General features: G+C 71.8%; 16 protein-coding genes. 12 read left to right on the forward strand and 4 right to left on the reverse strand.

Annotated features, from left to right (window positions below; genetic code table 11):
• Positions 1 to 45 precede the first annotated feature (45 nt).
• Positions 46 to 1,011 carry a helix-turn-helix domain-containing protein gene (locus tag RIN75_RS04455; RefSeq protein WP_309110466.1) on the reverse strand — a complete coding sequence of 322 codons (966 nt, stop codon included), beginning with the start codon at positions 1,009 to 1,011 and terminating at the stop codon, positions 46 to 48.
• A gap of 257 nt (positions 1,012 to 1,268) precedes the next feature.
• Here RIN75_RS04455 and hpaD point away from each other — a divergent pair, with 257 nt between their 5' ends.
• From hpaD to RIN75_RS04495, 8 genes are read left to right on the forward strand one after another with little or no spacing between them, the layout of a single operon-like run.
• Complete coding sequence (hpaD, locus tag RIN75_RS04460) at positions 1,269 to 2,132, forward strand: 3,4-dihydroxyphenylacetate 2,3-dioxygenase (RefSeq protein ID WP_309110467.1); 864 nt, start codon at positions 1,269 to 1,271, stop codon at positions 2,130 to 2,132.
• Positions 2,129 to 3,526, forward strand: a complete 1,398-nt coding sequence (locus RIN75_RS04465; protein ID WP_309110468.1) for a fumarylacetoacetate hydrolase family protein — start codon at positions 2,129 to 2,131, stop codon at positions 3,524 to 3,526. The genes hpaD and RIN75_RS04465 overlap by 4 nt, the downstream gene beginning before the upstream one ends.
• A complete protein-coding gene (locus RIN75_RS04470; RefSeq protein ID WP_309110469.1) occupies positions 3,523 to 4,185 on the forward strand; it encodes a GntR family transcriptional regulator in 663 nt (220 codons plus the stop codon). The genes RIN75_RS04465 and RIN75_RS04470 overlap by 4 nt, the downstream gene beginning before the upstream one ends.
• Positions 4,182 to 5,114, forward strand: a complete 933-nt coding sequence (dapA, locus tag RIN75_RS04475) for a 4-hydroxy-tetrahydrodipicolinate synthase (protein WP_309110470.1) — start codon at positions 4,182 to 4,184, stop codon at positions 5,112 to 5,114. Before RIN75_RS04470 ends, dapA begins: the two co-directional genes overlap by 4 nt.
• Positions 5,111 to 6,589, forward strand: a complete 1,479-nt coding sequence (gene hpaE, locus RIN75_RS04480; protein ID WP_309110471.1) for a 5-carboxymethyl-2-hydroxymuconate semialdehyde dehydrogenase — start codon at positions 5,111 to 5,113, stop codon at positions 6,587 to 6,589. The genes dapA and hpaE overlap by 4 nt, the downstream gene beginning before the upstream one ends.
• Positions 6,586 to 7,380, forward strand: a complete 795-nt coding sequence (locus tag RIN75_RS04485; RefSeq protein ID WP_309110472.1) for an SDR family oxidoreductase — start codon at positions 6,586 to 6,588, stop codon at positions 7,378 to 7,380. The genes hpaE and RIN75_RS04485 overlap by 4 nt, the downstream gene beginning before the upstream one ends.
• Before the next feature lie 12 nt (positions 7,381 to 7,392).
• Entirely contained in the window at positions 7,393 to 8,130 is a 738-nt protein-coding gene (locus tag RIN75_RS04490; RefSeq protein ID WP_309110473.1) for a MoaF C-terminal domain-containing protein, read from the forward strand.
• 6 nt (positions 8,131 to 8,136) lie between these two features.
• Positions 8,137 to 8,523: a nuclear transport factor 2 family protein gene (locus tag RIN75_RS04495; protein WP_309110474.1), complete on the forward strand. Its 387-nt coding sequence runs from the start codon at positions 8,137 to 8,139 to the stop codon at positions 8,521 to 8,523.
• A 38-nt stretch (positions 8,524 to 8,561) separates the two neighbouring features.
• Here the strand turns inward: RIN75_RS04495 and RIN75_RS04500 are convergent, their stop codons facing one another.
• Complete coding sequence (locus RIN75_RS04500) at positions 8,562 to 10,631, reverse strand: EAL domain-containing protein (RefSeq protein WP_309110475.1); 2,070 nt, start codon at positions 10,629 to 10,631, stop codon at positions 8,562 to 8,564.
• Position 10,632: 1 nt separating this feature from the next.
• Complete coding sequence (locus RIN75_RS04505) at positions 10,633 to 11,487, reverse strand: SAM-dependent methyltransferase (RefSeq protein WP_375295906.1); 855 nt, start codon at positions 11,485 to 11,487, stop codon at positions 10,633 to 10,635.
• 120 nt (positions 11,488 to 11,607) lie between these two features.
• Here RIN75_RS04505 and RIN75_RS04510 point away from each other — a divergent pair, with 120 nt between their 5' ends.
• From RIN75_RS04510 to RIN75_RS04525, 4 genes are all read left to right on the forward strand, one after another.
• Positions 11,608 to 12,933 carry a cytochrome P450 gene (locus RIN75_RS04510; protein ID WP_309110477.1) on the forward strand — a complete coding sequence of 442 codons (1,326 nt, stop codon included), beginning with the start codon at positions 11,608 to 11,610 and terminating at the stop codon, positions 12,931 to 12,933.
• 14 nt (positions 12,934 to 12,947) lie between these two features.
• Positions 12,948 to 13,946: an alpha/beta hydrolase gene (locus tag RIN75_RS04515; RefSeq protein ID WP_309110478.1), complete on the forward strand. Its 999-nt coding sequence runs from the start codon at positions 12,948 to 12,950 to the stop codon at positions 13,944 to 13,946.
• A 273-nt stretch (positions 13,947 to 14,219) separates the two neighbouring features.
• A complete protein-coding gene (locus RIN75_RS04520; protein ID WP_309110479.1) occupies positions 14,220 to 15,119 on the forward strand; it encodes a bifunctional DNA primase/polymerase in 900 nt (299 codons plus the stop codon).
• Positions 15,120 to 15,202: 83 nt separating this feature from the next.
• Positions 15,203 to 16,384 carry an SGNH/GDSL hydrolase family protein gene (locus tag RIN75_RS04525; protein WP_309110480.1) on the forward strand — a complete coding sequence of 394 codons (1,182 nt, stop codon included), beginning with the start codon at positions 15,203 to 15,205 and terminating at the stop codon, positions 16,382 to 16,384.
• Between the two features lie 55 nt (positions 16,385 to 16,439).
• On the opposite strand, the gene RIN75_RS04530 is transcribed toward RIN75_RS04525, so the two are convergent.
• The gene (locus RIN75_RS04530) at positions 16,440 to 16,820 is read right to left on the reverse strand and encodes a hypothetical protein (RefSeq protein ID WP_309110481.1); all 381 of its coding nucleotides are present in this window, start codon (positions 16,818 to 16,820) and stop codon (positions 16,440 to 16,442) included.
• Positions 16,821 to 16,959 lie beyond the last annotated feature (139 nt).

Below are 16,959 nucleotides of genomic sequence, written 5' to 3' on the forward strand. Positions count from 1 at the left end.
AGCGGGCTTGGCTCCGGGTGCACTGCGGTTGTCGGTCTGTGCGCGTCAGGCGGTGCGGTGTTCGACGCTGCGCCGGCGGTATTCCGACGGGGAGAGGCCGTATTCGGTTTTGAACGCCCGGCTCAGGTAGGAGGCGTCCACCAAACCCCACCGCGCGCCGATGACGCCGATCGCGAGTTGGTGCTTGCCGGGATCGGCGAGGTCCTGGCCGCAGCGTTCCAACCGGCGGTGTCGGATCCACGCGGAGACCGTCGTGCCGGCTTCGCTGAACAACTTGTGCAGGTACCGGGTGGAGATGTGGTGCGCCGCCGCGATGTCGCCCGGGGAGAGGTCCGGGTCCTCCAGGTGCGATTCCACATAGGACTTGATTTTCAGCAGCATCGCGGCGCGCGAGGTTTCCGCCGGCACGTCCGGGAAATCGACCTGGTCGGCCAGCGCGGTGCCGAGCAGGTCCACCACGTTCCGGGCCAGTCGGACACTTCCGTGGACCTGCGGGTCGTCGAGGTTGCGCGCCAACTGGACCAGGGTCGTGCTCACGATGCCGCTCACGCCCTGCCCGCCCGCGAACCGGATCGCGGTCAACTGCTCCACCTGACCGGTCGGCAGGCACAGCATCGAGCGGGGGAACATCAGGACCAGCGTGGACGACACGTCGTCGAAGGCCAGCGAGTACGGCCGGGTCGTGTCGTAGATGGCGAAGTCGCCGGGCCGCAACGCCGCCTGACGGCCGTCCTGGCTGAGTTTCGCGGTGCCGTGCAGTTGCAGGCTCAGCTTGTAGCACTCCGGCGCCGCACGGGAGATCATGCGGCTCGTCCGGCGGACGGTGTGCGGGTCCGCCGAGGCCTCGTACACCCCGACGCTGCCCAGGTTCCGGCCGCGCAACCGGCCCCGGAACGCCGAGTGCTCGCCGGTGGTGGCCTCCAGGGGCACGAACGTCTGCGAGACCGCCGACTGCCAGAGGTCGAACTGCTGGGTCGCGGGCACCCCCGCGGTCGTCAGCACGTAGGACATCGTCGCCCTCCAGGGGACCGTGACGCTGCGTGAGATCGGTGACAGGCACGGTCGTCCGCGTTCCGCCGTTCGTCAAGGGGTCGTTGCCGAGTCGTAAAAAGTTCAACCAGCCGGTGCGCCGAGCGTCAAAGACCGTGCGCCGGCGGTCAATCGCAGGTCAGGACCGTCCTGTTAGACCTGGGGAGGCCGGTGCGCGGACACGTGCCGGACGCGGATCGTATTCGATCCGCTACACGATCCCCGATGCGGAGGTGACCATGGGTGAGGTCGTGCTGGCCGCCAAGATCACGCATGTGCCGTCGATCTGGCTGTCCATCCACCCCGGCAGGCACCACGGCATCCGCAGGCCCGCCGAGCTGGGTCTGGCGGAGGTGGGGCGGCGCGCGAAGGAGCGCGGCGCGGACACCTTCGTCGTGGCCGACTCGCACTGGATGAACAGCATGAGCTTCCACGTCAACGGAAAAGCTCGCCACCAGGGCAGTTACGCCTCGCACGAACTGCCGCACTTCATCCGGGACCTGGAGTACGACTACCCCGGCTGCCCGGAACTGGCCGCGCTGATCGGCGAGGAGATCACCGCGGGCGGCCAGAAGGCGATGGTCCACGACGTCAAGGACCTGGGGCTGGAGTACGCGACCCTGGTGCCGATGCACTTCATGAACCGGGACGGCGACCCGATCGCCGTGGTCCCGGTGGGGTGCAACATCTACTCGTCGATCGACGAGAACCGGCGGGTCGGCGAGGCCATCGCGCGGGCGGTGCTGCGCAGCGACCGCAAGGTGGCGTTCCTGGCCAGCGGGTCGCTGTCGCACCAGTTCCCGCCCAACGAGGTGTCCTCGCAGTACCTGGACCGGATCAGCAACCCGATCAACGAGCAGGCCGACCGGCTGGTGCTCCAGCAGTGGGGTTCCGGGCGGATCGCGGAGTTCCTGGCCGCGCTGCCCGCCTACAACGAGCGGTTCACCGGCGAGGCGGCCATGGCGGACACCGCGATGCTGTTCGGCATCCTGGGCTGGGACGCCTACACCGGTCACGGCGAGCAGCTGTGCGACTACTTCCCCAGCAGCGGCACCGGCCAGGTCATCGTGGACTTCCCCATCCCGGACGGGCTCAAGGCATGACACACCCTTTGGGTCTACAACCGTCGAAAATCATCGCGGTGCACCTGAACTTCCGGAGTCGGGCGGCGGAACGGGGCCGGTTCCCCGAAGAACCGTCCTATTTCCTGAAACCGCCGTCGTCGTTGTCGTGGACGGGGCGGGACCTGGTTCGGCCGGCGGGCACGGAGTTGGCCGCGTTCGAGGGCGAAATCGCCGTGGTGATCGGGAAGCGCGCTTCGCGAGTGGCCAGAGAAGACGCCGTCGAATACATCGGCGGGATCGCCGCCGCGAACGACTTCGGTGTGCACGATCTGCGTTACGCGGATCGCGGGTCCAACCTGCGGTCCAAGGGCGCGGACGGGTTCACGCCGATCGGTCCGGTGTTGTTGGACCCGCGCGAAGTGGACCTGCACGACATTCGTCTACGAACGTGGATTAATGGCGAATTGGCGCAGGACGACAACTCGGGCGGGTTGTTGTTCGACTTCGCTTATCTGATCGCCGATCTGAGCCGGAACGTGACGTTGGAGGCCGGGGACGTCATCCTGACCGGCACGCCCACCGGGGCGACCGTGGTCTCCCCCGGCGATGTCGTCGAGGTGGCGCTCAACGACACCGAGCGCCTGCGGAACGTGGTCCGGGAGGGCGCCAACCTCGACGGACCCGGCGCACGGCCGCGCGTGACGGTCGCCGACCGGGCTGCGGCCGTGGGCGGCGAGGTGCCGGCCATCAAGCCGGAGACCGAGGCGGCGTTGCGGCAGGTGTCCACGGCGACCCTGTCCAGCCAGTTGCGCAAGCGCGGGCTGAACCACACGTTTCTGACCGGGTTGACCCCTGCCCGGCCCGACCTGCGGATGGTCGGGGTCGCGCACACGCTGCGGTTCCTGCCATTGCGGGAGGACCAGTTCGCCGAGCGCGGCGGTGGCATGAACGCGCAGAAGCGGGCCGTCGAGGCGATCGGGCCCGGCCAGGTGCTGGTCATCGACGCCAGGGAGGACCACGGCGCGGGCACCCTCGGCGACATCCTGGCCATGCGAGCGCTCAAGCGCGGCGCGGCCGGGGTCGTGACGGACGGGTGCCTGCGGGACAGCCCCGCCTTCGCGGAGTTGGACCTGCCCGCCTACAGCGCCGGGGCGCACGCGGCGGTGCTGGGGCGGCGGCACGTGCCGTGGGAGGTCGGCGTCGACGTGGCCTGTGCGGGAGTGCTGGTGCGGCCCGGGGACGTGCTGGTCGGGGACGCCGAAGGGGTCATCCTCATCCCGCCCGCGCTGGTGGACGAGGTGGCCGCCGACGCGCTGGAGATGGAGCGCGAGGAGCGGTTCATCCTCGACCGGGTCGCCGCCGGGGCGTCCGTGGACGGCCTGTACCCGCTGGGGCCGACCGCGCGCGCCGAGTACGAGCGGTGGGACGGATGACCGCGCCCACGAAGTCCAAGACCCAGTACGCGTACGAGACCCTGCGCGACCGGATCGTGCAGGGCCGGTACGGACCCGGCGCGCGACTCGTGTTCGACCGGATCGCCCGCGAACTGGGCGTGAGCCCCGTGCCGGTGCGCGAGGCCGTGCGGCGGTTGCAGGCCGAGGGGTGGGTGGTGTTCGAGCCCAACGTCGGCGCGCAGGTCGCCGAGTTCGACCCGGACGGCTACCGGCACACCATGGTGACCCTGGCCCTGCTGGAAGGTCACGCCGTCGCGAACGCCGTCCTGACGCGCGGCCTGCTGGACCGGGCCACGCACCTCAACGACCTGATGGCCGCGTCGTTGGTGGAGTTCGACCCGCTGGGCTTCACCCGGCTCAACCGCGAGTTCCACCTGCTGCTGTGCGGGGCTTCGCCCAACCCGCGGCTGCGCGAGCTGATCAGCACCGAGTGGTCACGGCTGGACCTGAGCCGGCGCACCACGTTCACCCTCGTGCCCGGCCGGGCGCACGAGTCCGTGGCCGAGCACGCCGAACTGCTGCGGCTGCTGCGCGCGGGCGCACCCGCCGACCAGGTCGAGCGCTTCGCCCGCGACCACAAGCTCAACACCCTCCGGGCCGTCACGGCGGCCGGCGTTCCCAGGGAGTTCCCGACATGAGGTTCCGTTCCGACCCGGCGGCCATCCGCGGCTCGATCGCGCCGGTCGTCACCCCGTTCACCGCCGAGGGCGAGCTGGACACCGACAGCCTGCGCGCGCTGGTGCGCTGGCAGAAGGAGTCCGGTTCGCACGGCGTGTCCATCGGCGGCTCGACCGGCGAGCCCGGCGCGCAGTCGCTGGAGGAGCGGATCACCGCGATGCGGGTGGTGGCCGAGGAGACCGGTGACGCGATCCCGTTCCTGCCCGGGACCGGCGCGGCGACGCTCAAGCACACGCTGGAGCTGACCGACCAGGCCCGCCGCCTCGGCGCGGACCTCGCGCTGGTGATCACGCCGTACTACAGCAGGCCCACCCAGGAAGGGCTGTTCGCCTGGTACGACGCGGTGGCGCGGGAGTTCCCCGACCTGCCGATCGTGATCTACAACGTGCCGTCGCGCACCGCCGTCGACATCGCGCCCGACACGGTGGCCAAGCTGCGGCACGCCCACTCGAACATCGTGGGCATCAAGGAGACCACCAAGGACTTCGAGCACTTCTCGCACGTGCTGCACCGGTGCGGGCGGGACTTCCTGATGTGGTCGGGCATCGAGCTGCTGTGCCTGCCGCTGCTCGCGATCGGCGGCGCCGGGTTCGTCAGCGCCCTGGCCAACCTCGCACCCGCCGCCGTGGCCCGCATGTACGAGCTGTACGCGGCGGGCGACCACGACGCCGCGATCGACCTGCACTACCGCCTGCACCCGCTGGTGGAGCTGCTGTTCGTGGAGACGAACCCGGCTCCCGCCAAACACGTCCTGGCCGACCTGGGGCGCATCGCCTGCGGCCACGTCCGCCCGCCCCTGGTCTCCCCCACGCCCGCCGGCCTCGCCCGCATCGACGCGCTGCGCGCCCAGGCCGCCGACCTCCTCGAACCCGCCGGAGCCACCGCATGAACATCCCCAACGAACTGCTGCACCACATCGACGGCAAGGACGTGCCCAGCGTCGACGGCGCCACCTTCGGCGTCAGCGACCCGGTGACCAACACCGAGTACGGCCGCGTCGCCGCCGGCGGTCCTGCCGACGTCGACGTCGCCGTGGCCGCCGCGCGCCGGGCCTTCGTGGACGGGCCGTGGCCCCGGTTGTCGCTGCGGGAGCGCGCGAAGGTCCTGGTCCGGATCGCCGACGCCGTCGAGGCCCGCGCCGAGCGGCTGGCCGAGCTGGAGACCTTCGACACCGGCCTGCCGGTCACCCAGGCGCGCGGCCAGGCGCATCGGGCGGCGGAGAACTTCCGGTACTTCGCCGACGTCATCGTGGCGCAGCACGAAGAGGCGTACCTGGTCGGGGACAAGCAGGTCAACTACGCGATCCGGCAGCCGGCGGGCGTGGCCGGGCTGATCACGCCGTGGAACACGCCGTTCATGCTGGAGACGTGGAAGCTCGCGCCGTCGCTGGCGGCCGGGTGCACGGTGGTGCTCAAGCCCGCCGAGTGGTCGCCGCTGTCGGCGAGCCTGCTGCCCGGCATCATGGCCGAGGCGGGCGTGCCGGAGGGCGTGTTCAACCTGGTGCACGGCATCGGCGAGTCGGCCGGCGCGGCGCTGGTGGCGCACCCGGACGTGCCGCGGCTGTCGTTCACCGGGGAGAGCGGCACCGGGCAGATCATCATGCGCACGGCCGCCGAGCACCTCAAGGAGGTGTCGATGGAGCTGGGCGGGAAGTCGCCGTGCGTAGTCTTCGCCGACGCCGACTTCGACCGGGCCGTGGACGCGGCCGTGTTCGGCGTGTTCTCCCTGAACGGTGAGCGCTGCACGGCCTCCTCGCGCGTGTTGGTGCAGCGGGAGATCTACGAGTCCTTTGTGGACGCTCTGGCGGCGCGGGCGGCGGCGGTGCGGGTCGGGCTGCCGTCGGACCCGGCGACCGAGGTGGGCGCGTTGATCCACCCCGAGCACTACGCGCGGGTCATGGAGTACGTGGAGACCGGCAAGCGGGAGGCCCGGCTGGTCGCGGGCGGCGGGCGGCCCGCAGACCTGCCGGAGGGGAACTTCCTGTCGCCCACCGTGTTCGCCGACGTGCCGGTGGACGCGCGGGTGTTCCAGGAGGAGATCTTCGGGCCGGTGGTGTGCGTGACGCCGTTCGACACCGAGGAGGAGGCGGTCGCGCTGGCCAACGCCACCAAGTACGGGCTCGCCGGGTACGTGTGGACCTCGGACCTCCAGCGCGGGCACCGGGTGGCGTGGGCCGTGCAGTCCGGGATGGTGTGGGTGAACTCGCACAACGTCCGGGACCTGCGGACACCGTTCGGCGGCATCAAGGCCAGCGGGGTCGGCCGGGAGGGCGGTGCGCAAAGCATCGACTTCTACAGCGACCTGCGGGCCGTGCACGTGGCGGTCGGCGACCTGACCCCGCCGCGGTTCGGGGCGGCCCGATGAGCGCCCGCTTCGCCGGCCGGGTCGCGCTGATCACCGGCGCGGGCACCGGGATCGGCGCGGCCACCGCCCGCCGGATCGTCGCCGAGGGCGGCCGGGTGGCGCTGACCGGACGCCGTCCCGGGCCGTTGGAGGAGGTCGCCGGCCCGCTGGGCGATTCCGCCTTGGCCCTGCCCGCAGACGCGGCCGACGGTCCCGCGATGGCGGCCGTGGTGGCACAGGCGGCCGAACGGTTCGGGCGCGTGGACGTGGTCGTGGCCAACGCGGGCGGGCACGGCATCGGAGCCGCCGCCGACACCACCGACGAAGCGTGGCAGTTGTCCTTGGACGCCAACCTGACCAGCGCGTTCGTCACCATCCGCGAAGCACTTCCCCAACTGGTCGACGGCGGTGGCGCGGTGGTGCTGGTGTCGTCGCTGGCCGGGCTGTTCGCCGGTCCGGGAGTCGCCGGGTACACGTCCACCAAGCACGCTCTGGTCGGGCTGAGCCGGTCCATCGCCCGCGACTACGGCCGACACGGCGTGCGGGCGAACGTGGTGTGCCCCGGCTGGGTCCGCACCACCATGGCCGACGAGCAGATGGACCGCTTCGCCGCCACCAAGGGCATCGACCGGGAGGCCGCCTACGCCCTGGTCACGTCGAACACCCCGCTGGGCAGGCCCGCCGAGGCCGACGAGGTCGCCGCGCTCATCGCGTTCCTCGCCTCGCCGGAGGCCTCGATCATCACCGGCGCCGTGGTCACCGCGGACGCGGGCGCAAGCGCCGTCGACCTGCCCACCATCGCACTGGTCTGAGAGGACGCACCCATGTCGGAGTGGAAGACCGTCGACGACTTCGCGAAGGGCATCGACGGCAACCGCTTGCCCCGCAGCACCGCGCTGACCGGCCTCACGTGGACCGTTCGGCACGACGACGGCGACAGCGCGGTGATCTCGTTCGAGGACGAGAGCGACCACGAGGCGGTGGAGGGCGCACCGGGGATCTTCTTCGTCGAACGCACGTTCCGCGGCACACCCCGGCGCGCCGAGGTCCTGATCGCGGACCTCAACACCCTGCGGACGCTGACCGTCGAGTCCACCATCGCCGAGGAACCCACCCCCGGCGTTCCCCAGGTGTCCCAAAGGTTCCGTCCCGGCGTCCTCGACACCGGCGACAGCGCGGAGCCGTCCGGACCGCCCCCGGAGGAGACCCGGGACCTGATCGGCTGGCGCGCCCTCTACAGGTACAGCCCGAACCACCTGTACGAGCACGTCTACCTCAGCTCCCAGCGCTACGCCTGGCAATGCCTGGTGGGCGAGCAACGCGGGCACGGTGACGTCGACCTGGCGACCGCGTGGAAGCTGGCCGAGAACCGGTACGTCTTCACCTTCCGCGAGTTCCGCATCCCGGTCGCCACCACCTGGCTGTACGACCTGGACGCCATGCGCACCACGGGCGTCTTCTTCGGCCTCAACGGCGAGGGCGAGATCCGCCACGCGCCCGGCGGCGCGCACATCATCCCGCTCGGCCGGGTCACCTACCCCGGCGACGACCAGCCCGTGTGAGGAAGAATGTCTGCATTGGAAGTCGTCAAAGCCCACTACGCCGCCTCGGAACGGGGTGACCTCGACGGGATGCTCGCTCCCCTGGCCCCGGACGCCCGGTGGACCGAAGCGGCGGGCTCCACGTACGGCGGCACGTACGTCGGGGTGGACGCGATCCGGGAGAACGTTTTCCACCGCATCGGCGCGGACTGGGCCTCGTTCAGCGCCGACGTCTCCGACCTGCTGGACGCCGGTGACACGATCGTGGCCCTCGGCGACTACGTCGGCGTGCACCGCACCACCACCAAGGCGATGACCGCCCGGTTCACCCATGTCTGGCGGGTCGAGGACGGCCGCGTCACCGCGTTCGAGCAGGTCGCCGACACCGCCCTGATCCTGGCCGCCGAGTCGTAGTTTCGAAGTGCCGCGCGTGCCCTCGGGCGCGCGCAGCCTCACAGCTGGTCCGCGATCGCCTCCGGCGGCCCGGCCGGCGCGAACAACGGCCCGGACGCGGTCTCCGCGCCCACCTCCCGCCACCACTCGGCCTGCGCCGAGGTCGACACGTCCGCCACCGACACCGCGATCCCCGCCGACCGCACCACGGCCAGCAATTCGGCCAACGCGCGGGCCACCAGCGGCGCGGGCTGGTCGGTCAACGGCCGGTGCACCCGCACCGCCCGAGCCGGGAAGTTCGCCACCGCCACCAGGTCCGCCGGAGCGGCGGTGAACCCGTCGACCTCCACGCCCACCCCGGCCTCGGCCAGGATCCGCAGGTTGTCCGCCGCGTCCGTGTCCGCCAGCACCACCTCGGCGGGCGCGCCCAACCACAGCGACCCCGGCGGCAACCCGGTGTCCGCCAACGCGGACCGCACCTCGCCGACCAGGTCGGGATCGCCGGCCTGCCGCGCGGTCAGCGACACCCGCACCGGCGCGGACCACTCCGCCGCCTGCGCGCACGCCGCCCGCAGCAACCAGGTCCCCAGCGGCACGGTCAGGCCGGTGTCCTCGGCCAACGCCAGGCACTGCTCGTGCGGCACGACACCCAACCGCGGGTGGTCCCACCGCAGCAGGGCCTCACCGCCCACCACCTGACCGTCCGACAACAGCACCAAAGGCTCGTACAGCACCGCGAGTTCGCCGGACTCCCACGCACCCGCCATCGTCGCCGCCAGGCTGAACATCCGGCGGTCGCGGGTGTCCTGCGCCGGGTCGGCCAGTTCCCACTGCCGACGGCCGTTGCCCTTGGCCCTGCGCAGGGTCAGAGCCGCCGAGTCCAAGAGATCATGGGGTGAGGCGTCGCGCGGCGGCCGGTGCACCACGCCGATCGTGGCCGAGCACGCCACGCGGTGGCCGCGGACGTCGAACGGTTCGGAGAGCTTGTCGTTGATGCGCCGGACCATCGTCACCACGTCCGGCGTCGCCGGCGAGTTGCGCACCAGCACCGCGAACTCGTCGAACCCGAACCGCGCGACCATCGCGTCCTCGCCGGCCACGACCTGCTCCAGCCGCTGGCCCACCACCTTCAGCAGGTGGTCGCCCGCCGGCCGCCCCAACCCGCCGGTCAGCAGCGAGAAGCCGTCCAGGTCGAGGTGGTAGACGGTGACGCCGAGCGCCGGGTCGGCGTCGCGCAGCGCCTGCTCCAGCCGGCTGGTGAAGTACTGCCGGTTGGGCAGCCGGGTCAGCACGTCGTGCAGCGACTGGTGGTTGAGCTGGCCCTGCAACAGGTTCACGTCGGTGGCGTCCTCGGCCAGCACGACCACCTGGTTGCCGCCCTCGTGGCGGCGCAGCGGGGAGAGCGTGAGCGCGACCCACGCGAGTTCGCCGTCCGCGCGCAACAGCCGGTTCGGCTGGGTGATCGACGTGGTCCCGCCCGCCGCCAGGTCGGCGAAGTCGGCCCGCAGCAACTCCCGCTCGTCCTCGTGCACCAGGTCGAACAGCGACGTCCCGGTCAGCTCCGCCGGCGGGCGGTCGACGATGCGGCCCAGCGCGCCGTTGACCCGCACCAGTTCGCCGGACACGTCCGCGGTGGCGATGCCGGTGGACGTCCCGTTCTCCAGCACGTCGTAGCGGCTCTGGCTGACCTGGAGTTCCAGCTGGACCTGCCGCATCGCCCGGTACAGCGAGCGGCCCAGCTGCTCCTGCTGCTCCAGCGTGGTCGCCTTGACCCGCTGCACGAACCCGGCGGCCAGCGCGGCCACCACGTCCACGACCCGGTCGCGCGGCCCGTCCCCGGCCATGCCCAGCAGACCGCGGGCGACGACCTCTACCGAGCATTGCAACCCCTCGGGGCCGGTGCAGTTGAGGTCGACCAGGGCCCCGCCGACCTCGTGGCCGACCTTCTGCGCCAGGGCGTCGCTGCCGACCGCGACCCACAGCCGTTCGACCAGCCCCAGCAGGTGCCGTTCCAGTTCGGGCGTGCTCAGCGGGATGAACGTCCGCGCGCTGAGCAGGTAGGCCCACTTCTTCGCGAGCTTCGCTCTGGCCCGCGGTCCGTCCGCGTCCTGGGGAAGCGCAGCGGTCATCTCAGCGGCTCCCGCCCCCGGGTTTGCGGCCGACGCCGACGTAGACCTGGCTGTTGTCGTCGGGGTCGTCGGAGATGTCGCCCATGCCGTCCGGGCGCCACAGGGCGACGCCGACGACGCCGGGCTCCACCAGGTCGAAGCCGGTGAACAGCTCGGTCACCTCGGCGTGCGCGCGGTAGACGAGGTTGTCCTGGGAGTTGCTGCGGCGCACGGTCGCGGCGGCCTCGCGCATGGTGTCGACCCGGCGGTCGGCGGTGGCGTGCGAGATGACCAGGGCGCTGCCCGGCGCGAGCCGGTCGCGGTAGCGGGCCAGGTAGCCGACCGGGTCCTCCGAGTCCGGCGAGAAGTGCAGCACCAGCAGCATGAGCACGGCGATGGGGCGGTCGAAGTCCAGCAGCCCCACCACTTCCGGGCGGGACAGCACGTCCTCCGGTTCGCGCATGTCGGCCTGCACGACGGTGGCGCGGTCGCAGCCCGAGAGGATGAGCCGGCTGTGCGCGACCGCGACCGGGTCCTTGTCGACGTAGACGACCTTCGCGTCGGGCGCGATCTCGTGGACGTTGCCCACGGTCGGGATGCCGGAGCCGATGTCGAGGAACTGGTCGACGCCCTCGGCGACCAGGTGGGTGACCGCCCGGCGGAGGAAAGCGCGGTTGATCCGGACCAGTCTTCGCGCGCCGGGCAGCACTTTCAGCATTTCGTCACCCATTCGGCGGTCCACCGCCAGGTTGTGCGCGCCGCCGAGCAGGTAGTCGTATGTGCGCGCCACGCTGGGAACGTTGATGTCGATGCCGTCGGGCACCCAGTCGAGATCGGTCACGGCGCACGCTCCTGGGGATCGGGGGAACCTGAACATCCAACCGTCTCGCGCGCGCGGAAGCCAGCCGATCCAGCAACTTGACTCGAATGCGCGATCCCCACGGCCTCCGAACGGCGCATAGAGTGCAGGCGGTCAATCCCCGGCTGGAGGCCAAAGATGACCGCCGGTACCCGAAAACGTGAGGCACCCACAGTTCCCGGACGATTACCCCTGATCGGCCACACCCCCGCCATGCTGCGACAACGACTCGCCTTCACCGCCGAACTGCGGTCATACGGCGATGTGGTCCGGGTGTGGCTCGGCCCGCTGCCGGTGCACTTCGCGACCACTCCGGAATTGGCCCACCAGGTGCTTTCCGGGCCGGGCGAGAAGTTCCACAAGGGCCTGCTGGTGGACAAACTGCGCCGGGCTTTCGGAAACGGCCTGGTCAGCACGGACGGCGATTTCCACCGCCGGCAACGTCGGATGGTCCAACCCGCCCTGCAGCGGCCCGCGCTGGAACGGCACGCGGCGGTGATGACCGAATCCGCCGCCCGCCTGGTCGATTCCTGGCGACCTGGACAGGTCCTGGAGTTCGACCGGGTGGTGCAGGACTTCACCATCGGCGTGGTGGGCCGCACGTTGTTCTCCACCGATTTCGACGAGACCGTGAGCGCGGAGATCCGCCGGCACACCGCGACCATGATCCGGCTGGGCGTGGTCCGCGCGCTGGCGCCGGGGTGGCTGGCGCTCCCGGTCAACCGCCGCTTCGACACCGCCGTCGCGCACGTCCACCGGGTCGTGGACGACGTGGTCGCGAACCGCCGCACCGACCGGGACGACCTGCTGTCCACCCTGGTCGAGGCGCGCGACGAGCACGGCCTGCCGATGAACGCCCGCCAGGTGCGCGACGAGGTGGTGACCCTGCTGGTCGCGGGCAGCGAGACCACCGCCGTGGCGCTGTCGTGGCTGTTCCACGAGTTGGCCGCGAACCCCGATGTGGCGGACCGCGTGCAGGCCGAGGTCGACGAGGTGGTGGGGCGGCGGCCCGCGACCCTGGCCGACGTCCCGGACCTGCCCTACACGCGGCGGGTGATCAGCGAGGTGCTGCGCAAGTACCCGCTGTGGATCATGATGCGCCGGACCGCCACCGAGGTGACGCTGGGCGGCGTCGACCTCCCGGCGGGCACCGATGTCGCGTTCAGCCCGCACGCCCTGCACCACGACCCGCTGTCGCACCCCGCGCCCGAGCGGTTCGAACCCGACCGCTGGCTGCCCGAACGCGCGGCCCTGGTGCCGCGCGGCGCGTACGTGCCGTTCGCGGGCGGCCTGCACCACTGCCCCGGGCACCAGTACGCCCAGGCCGAGATCGCCATCGCCGCCGCGACCGTCGCGGCCCGGTGGCGGCTGGTCCCGGTGCCCGATCACCGCGTGCGCCCCAAGGTGGTCGGCCTGATCTACCCCGACCGTCTGCCCATGACCGCCGTTCCCCGCTCTCACTAGGAGGTCGTTCTTCCTTGCGGTACTCACTGGCCGCCGGCGCCGTCGCGCTGCTCGTGGCGTCGTCCCTGACGACCGCGTCCGCCGCCGGCGCGACCTGCCGGGACGTCTACGCCCCGGTCCACGTCCTCGGGCAGCGGCACACGATGCACGGCGAGCTGTGCACACCCGCCGGCGGCGCTTCGACCGTGCAGGTCCTGGTGCCCGGCGCGACCTACAACAGCGCGTACTGGAACTACTCGGACGGCAAGCACTCCTTCCGCGCCGCGCAGAACGCCGCGGGCTTCGCCACGCTCACCGTGGACCGGCTGGGCACCGGCGCCAGCTCGCGGCCACTTGCCGTGACGCTGACCGGTTTCGTGCAGGCCGACGCCCTCCACCAGGTGGTGCGAGGGCTGCGGTCGGGCGCGTACGGCCGGTCGTTCAGCAAGGTGATCACCGGCGGCCACTCGCTGGGCGCGGCGATCGCGGTGCTGGAGGCGGGCACGTACCGCGATGTCGACGGCGTCCTGGTGACGGGTATGACCCACCGGGTCAACCCGGCCGGGGTGGCGGCAGCGTTCGCCAACTTCGTGCCCGCCAACCTGGATCGGAAGTTCGGCCTGCTCTACCCGGTGGGCTACCTGACCACCGCGCCGGGCACCCGGTACGAGAGCTTCCACGCCCCCGGTCACCTCGACCCATCGCTGGAAGAGCTGGAAGAGTCCACAAAGGACGTCTTCTCCGCGACGGAGGCGGCGGACGGCCTGGGTGCGGCCGTGCTGCTGCCCTACAGCCTGCTCATCGACGTGCCGGTGATGGTCGCGGTGGGCAGCCGGGACACGGCCGTGTGCGGCCCGCTCGCCACGGATTGCTCGACCGCGGAGACCCTGCTGGACGCCGAGGCCCCGTACTACGGCGGCCCGGTGCGCGCGTTCAGCCTCCCCGACCACGGCCATTCGATCAACCTCGCCCCGAACGCGGGCGAGTACTACGCGGCCGCCGCCGCCTGGGCCGCCCGGGAAGTCGGCCGGTGACCGCTGTGCGGGGTCCGCACGCGCCGCGGACCCCGCACAGCGCGAGGCCGCCGTCGGCTTGTCGCGTCGCCTTTCCCGACGATCAGCTTTTCCGATCGGCGGAAACGCGGCGCGACGAGCCGACCTCCAGGGCGGCCGAGCCGCGCGACGGAGTCGCGCCAATAGACACTGCTTTGCCACCGATCGGACGCCTGTACGCGTGCGCTGCCACCAGGGAGAATGGTCGTAGCGGCGCGCTTCCCCCACGCCGAAGAACGAGGGCGGGGGTGTGGCGTGGGCGCGTTCGAGGCGAGGCTGGCGGCGGCGATGGCCGCGGTCGAGCGGGGTTGGCCGGTGTTCCCGTTGCGGCCGTTGGGGAAGGTGCCGGCGCTCAAGGACTGGGACCGGCGGGCCACCCTCGACGTCGAGCAGGTGGAGGGCTGGTGGCGGCACCGGCCGTACAACATCGGGATCTCGTGCCGGGCCGCGAACCTGCTCGTCGTGGACCTCGACCAGGGGATTCCGCACGGCCGGGACGTGCTGGCGGAGTTGGCGCGGCGGTACGGCGCGGAGGACCCCGTCGACACCTACACCGTGTTCACGCCCAGCGGGGGCGAGCACCGGTACTTCACCGCGCCCGAAGTGGCTCTGCGCAACACGGTCGGCAAGCTGGGACGGCACGTGGACACCCGGTCCGCGGGCGGGTACGTGGCCGCCGCCGGGTCGATCCGGCACATGACGAGCGGCCTGCGGCTGTACAAGGTGGTGCGGGACGTGCCGCCCGCGCCCGCCCCGGGATGGTTGGTGCGCCTGCTGAGCCCCCCGCCTCCTCCCCCGGTGGTGCAGACCTCGACTCCCGCGCCCCGGCGGGTCCGGGCCTACCGCGCCGCCGCGCTGGACGGCGAGGCACAACGGGTGCGCGCCGCCCTGCCGGGAACACGTGCCAACGCGGTGTTCACCGCGGCGTGCCGGCTGGGCGAATTGGTGGGCGCCGGGTGGTTGGACGAGCAGGACGCCCTGATCACCCTGCTCGACGCCGCCGCCCGGCACAACGGGGTCGAGGGCTGGACCGAGCGGGAGGCCCGGCACCACATCACCAACGGCCTGGCCACGGGTCGGCGCAACCCCCGGGTCATCCCCGACCGGTCCGTGCCGGCGCCGCGCGCACCCGAGCCGGGACGGGTAGATTGGTGATCGTCGATCATCGACTCGCGTGTACTTGGGGGCGCACGGCAACGAAGAAGCTGGCAACACTCCTGCTCACGGCCGTGGCGGGAGTGGCACTGACGCCTGCCGCCGCGGCCGACCACGGGCGCGGGTTCACCGCGATCTGGGGCGCGTCGGCGCACGCGCCGAGCGACGCGTTCGGCCCGAGCTGGGGGCCGACCGGGTTCGAGAACCACACCCTGCGCCAGGTGGTCCGGCTCAACGGCGGCGGCCCGGCGCTGCGCATCCGCCTGTCCAACACCCACGGCACGCGCCCGCTGGAGGTGACCGGCGCGACCATCGCCCGCACCGACGCGGGCGCGGCGGTGAAGCCGGGATCGGTGCGGCACCTGAGCTTCCGGGGTGACCGGTCGGTCGTCGTGCCCGCCGGGGCGGAGGCGGTGAGCGACGTGGCGGCGTTTCCCGTCGCGCCGCTGTCCAAGCTGACCGTCACGCTGTACCTGGCGGCGCCGACCGGCCCCGCGACCGGTCACGCGTTCGCGAGCGCCACGTCGTACCGGGCGGTCGGCGACCACCGGTCCGCCGTGGGCGGTGAGGCGTTCACCGAGACGTCGGAGTCGTGGTTCTTCCTCAGCGGCGTGGAAGCGGTGGACACCTCGCCGCGCCGGGACACCGTGGTGGCGTTCGGCGACTCCATCACCGATGGCACGCTGTCGACCGTCAACGCGGACAACCGCTACCCCGACGAGCTGGCCGAACGGCTGCGCGGCCGCAAGAACGTGGTGAACGCGGGCATCGGCGGCAACCGGGTGCTCAACGACTCGTCGTGCTTCGGCGAGCGCGGCACGGCCCGGTTCGCGCGCGACGTGCTGGCCCAGCCGGACGTCCGCACGGTGATCGTGCTGGAGGGCATCAACGACATCGGCTTCCCGGCGTTCGAGCACCCGTGCACGGTCCCGACCACGAGGGTGACGGCGGCGGAGCTGATCGCGGGTCACCGGGAGCTGATCCGCCAGGCGCACGCGAAGGGCGTGCGCATCATCGGCGCGACTTTGTTGCCGTGCAAGGGCGCGGCGTACTTCACGCCCGAGGGCGAGGCGACCCGGGACGCGCTGAACGAGTGGATCCGGACGTCGGGCGAGTACGACGCCGTGGTGGACCTGGACCGGGCGCTGGCCGACCCGGCGGACCCGGACCGGATGCTGCCGGCCTACGACAGCGGCGACGCCCTGCACCCCGGTGACGCGGGGTACCGCGCCATGGCCGAGGCCATCGACCTGTCCCTGCTCTGAGTCGCCGGGCGCGCTGCGCGTTCCGCGGTGGACGCGCAGCGCGCCCGGTCGGTGGTCAGAGGCGTTCGGCGGGGCGTTTGCTCAAGTCCGTGTAGTCGTGTTCGGGGAACAGGCGCGGGAAGTACTCGATCATCCCCTCCAGCCCGTCGGCACATGAGCTGAAGCGCAGACCGCAGTCGGCCGGGTCGCAGTACAGGTACTGCCAGCCGATCACGCCCTTGGTGACCAGCACGGCCTCCAGGTAGCCGGGGTAGTCCAGCTCCATCTTCACGGTCTTGGTGTCCGCGCGCATGTCGAAGAACCAGACCTCGGGGTCCGTCGCGCCGGGGGTGGCGCGCAACAGGGCGCCCCGGCCCGAGCCCGTCATCGGCGTGTCGTCGATCCAGCGCAACTCCGCGTAGAGCGCGATGATCTCGTCGAACCTCGCCCGTCCCACGTCGAACCCGGCGGTCTCCCTGATCTGCCGGAGGACGCCGGCACACGTTCCTCGAAGGGATGACGGAATTCGCTGTCACCTGACATGGCGGACAACGCATCCGAGTCCCGAGTGGACTGTTCACGCGTTCGGAGAACTC

Origin of the sequence: Saccharothrix sp. (assembly GCF_031180885.1) — a bacterium.
Classification (GTDB): Bacteria; Actinomycetota; Actinomycetes; order Mycobacteriales; family Pseudonocardiaceae; genus Actinosynnema.

Excerpts from the sequence above, each read along its gene's own strand:
- RIN75_RS04470 (WP_309110469.1), top strand. The coding sequence starts at position 3,523 with ATGACCGCGCCCACGAAGTCCAAGACCCAGTACGCGTACGAGACCCTG.
- RIN75_RS04465 (WP_309110468.1), top strand. The coding sequence starts at position 2,129 with ATGACACACCCTTTGGGTCTACAACCGTCGAAAATCATCGCGGTGCAC.
- RIN75_RS04455 (WP_309110466.1), bottom strand. The coding sequence starts at position 1,011 with ATGTCCTACGTGCTGACGACCGCGGGGGTGCCCGCGACCCAGCAGTTC.
- RIN75_RS04510 (WP_309110477.1), top strand. The coding sequence starts at position 11,608 with ATGACCGCCGGTACCCGAAAACGTGAGGCACCCACAGTTCCCGGACGA.
- RIN75_RS04490 (WP_309110473.1), top strand. The coding sequence starts at position 7,393 with ATGTCGGAGTGGAAGACCGTCGACGACTTCGCGAAGGGCATCGACGGC.
- RIN75_RS04500 (WP_309110475.1), bottom strand. The coding sequence starts at position 10,631 with ATGACCGCTGCGCTTCCCCAGGACGCGGACGGACCGCGGGCCAGAGCG.
- RIN75_RS04505 (WP_375295906.1), bottom strand. The coding sequence starts at position 11,487 with ATGTTCAGGTTCCCCCGATCCCCAGGAGCGTGCGCCGTGACCGATCTC.
- dapA (WP_309110470.1), top strand. The coding sequence starts at position 4,182 with ATGAGGTTCCGTTCCGACCCGGCGGCCATCCGCGGCTCGATCGCGCCG.
- hpaD (WP_309110467.1), top strand. The coding sequence starts at position 1,269 with ATGGGTGAGGTCGTGCTGGCCGCCAAGATCACGCATGTGCCGTCGATC.
- hpaE (WP_309110471.1), top strand. The coding sequence starts at position 5,111 with ATGAACATCCCCAACGAACTGCTGCACCACATCGACGGCAAGGACGTG.
- RIN75_RS04485 (WP_309110472.1), top strand. The coding sequence starts at position 6,586 with ATGAGCGCCCGCTTCGCCGGCCGGGTCGCGCTGATCACCGGCGCGGGC.
- RIN75_RS04495 (WP_309110474.1), top strand. The coding sequence starts at position 8,137 with ATGTCTGCATTGGAAGTCGTCAAAGCCCACTACGCCGCCTCGGAACGG.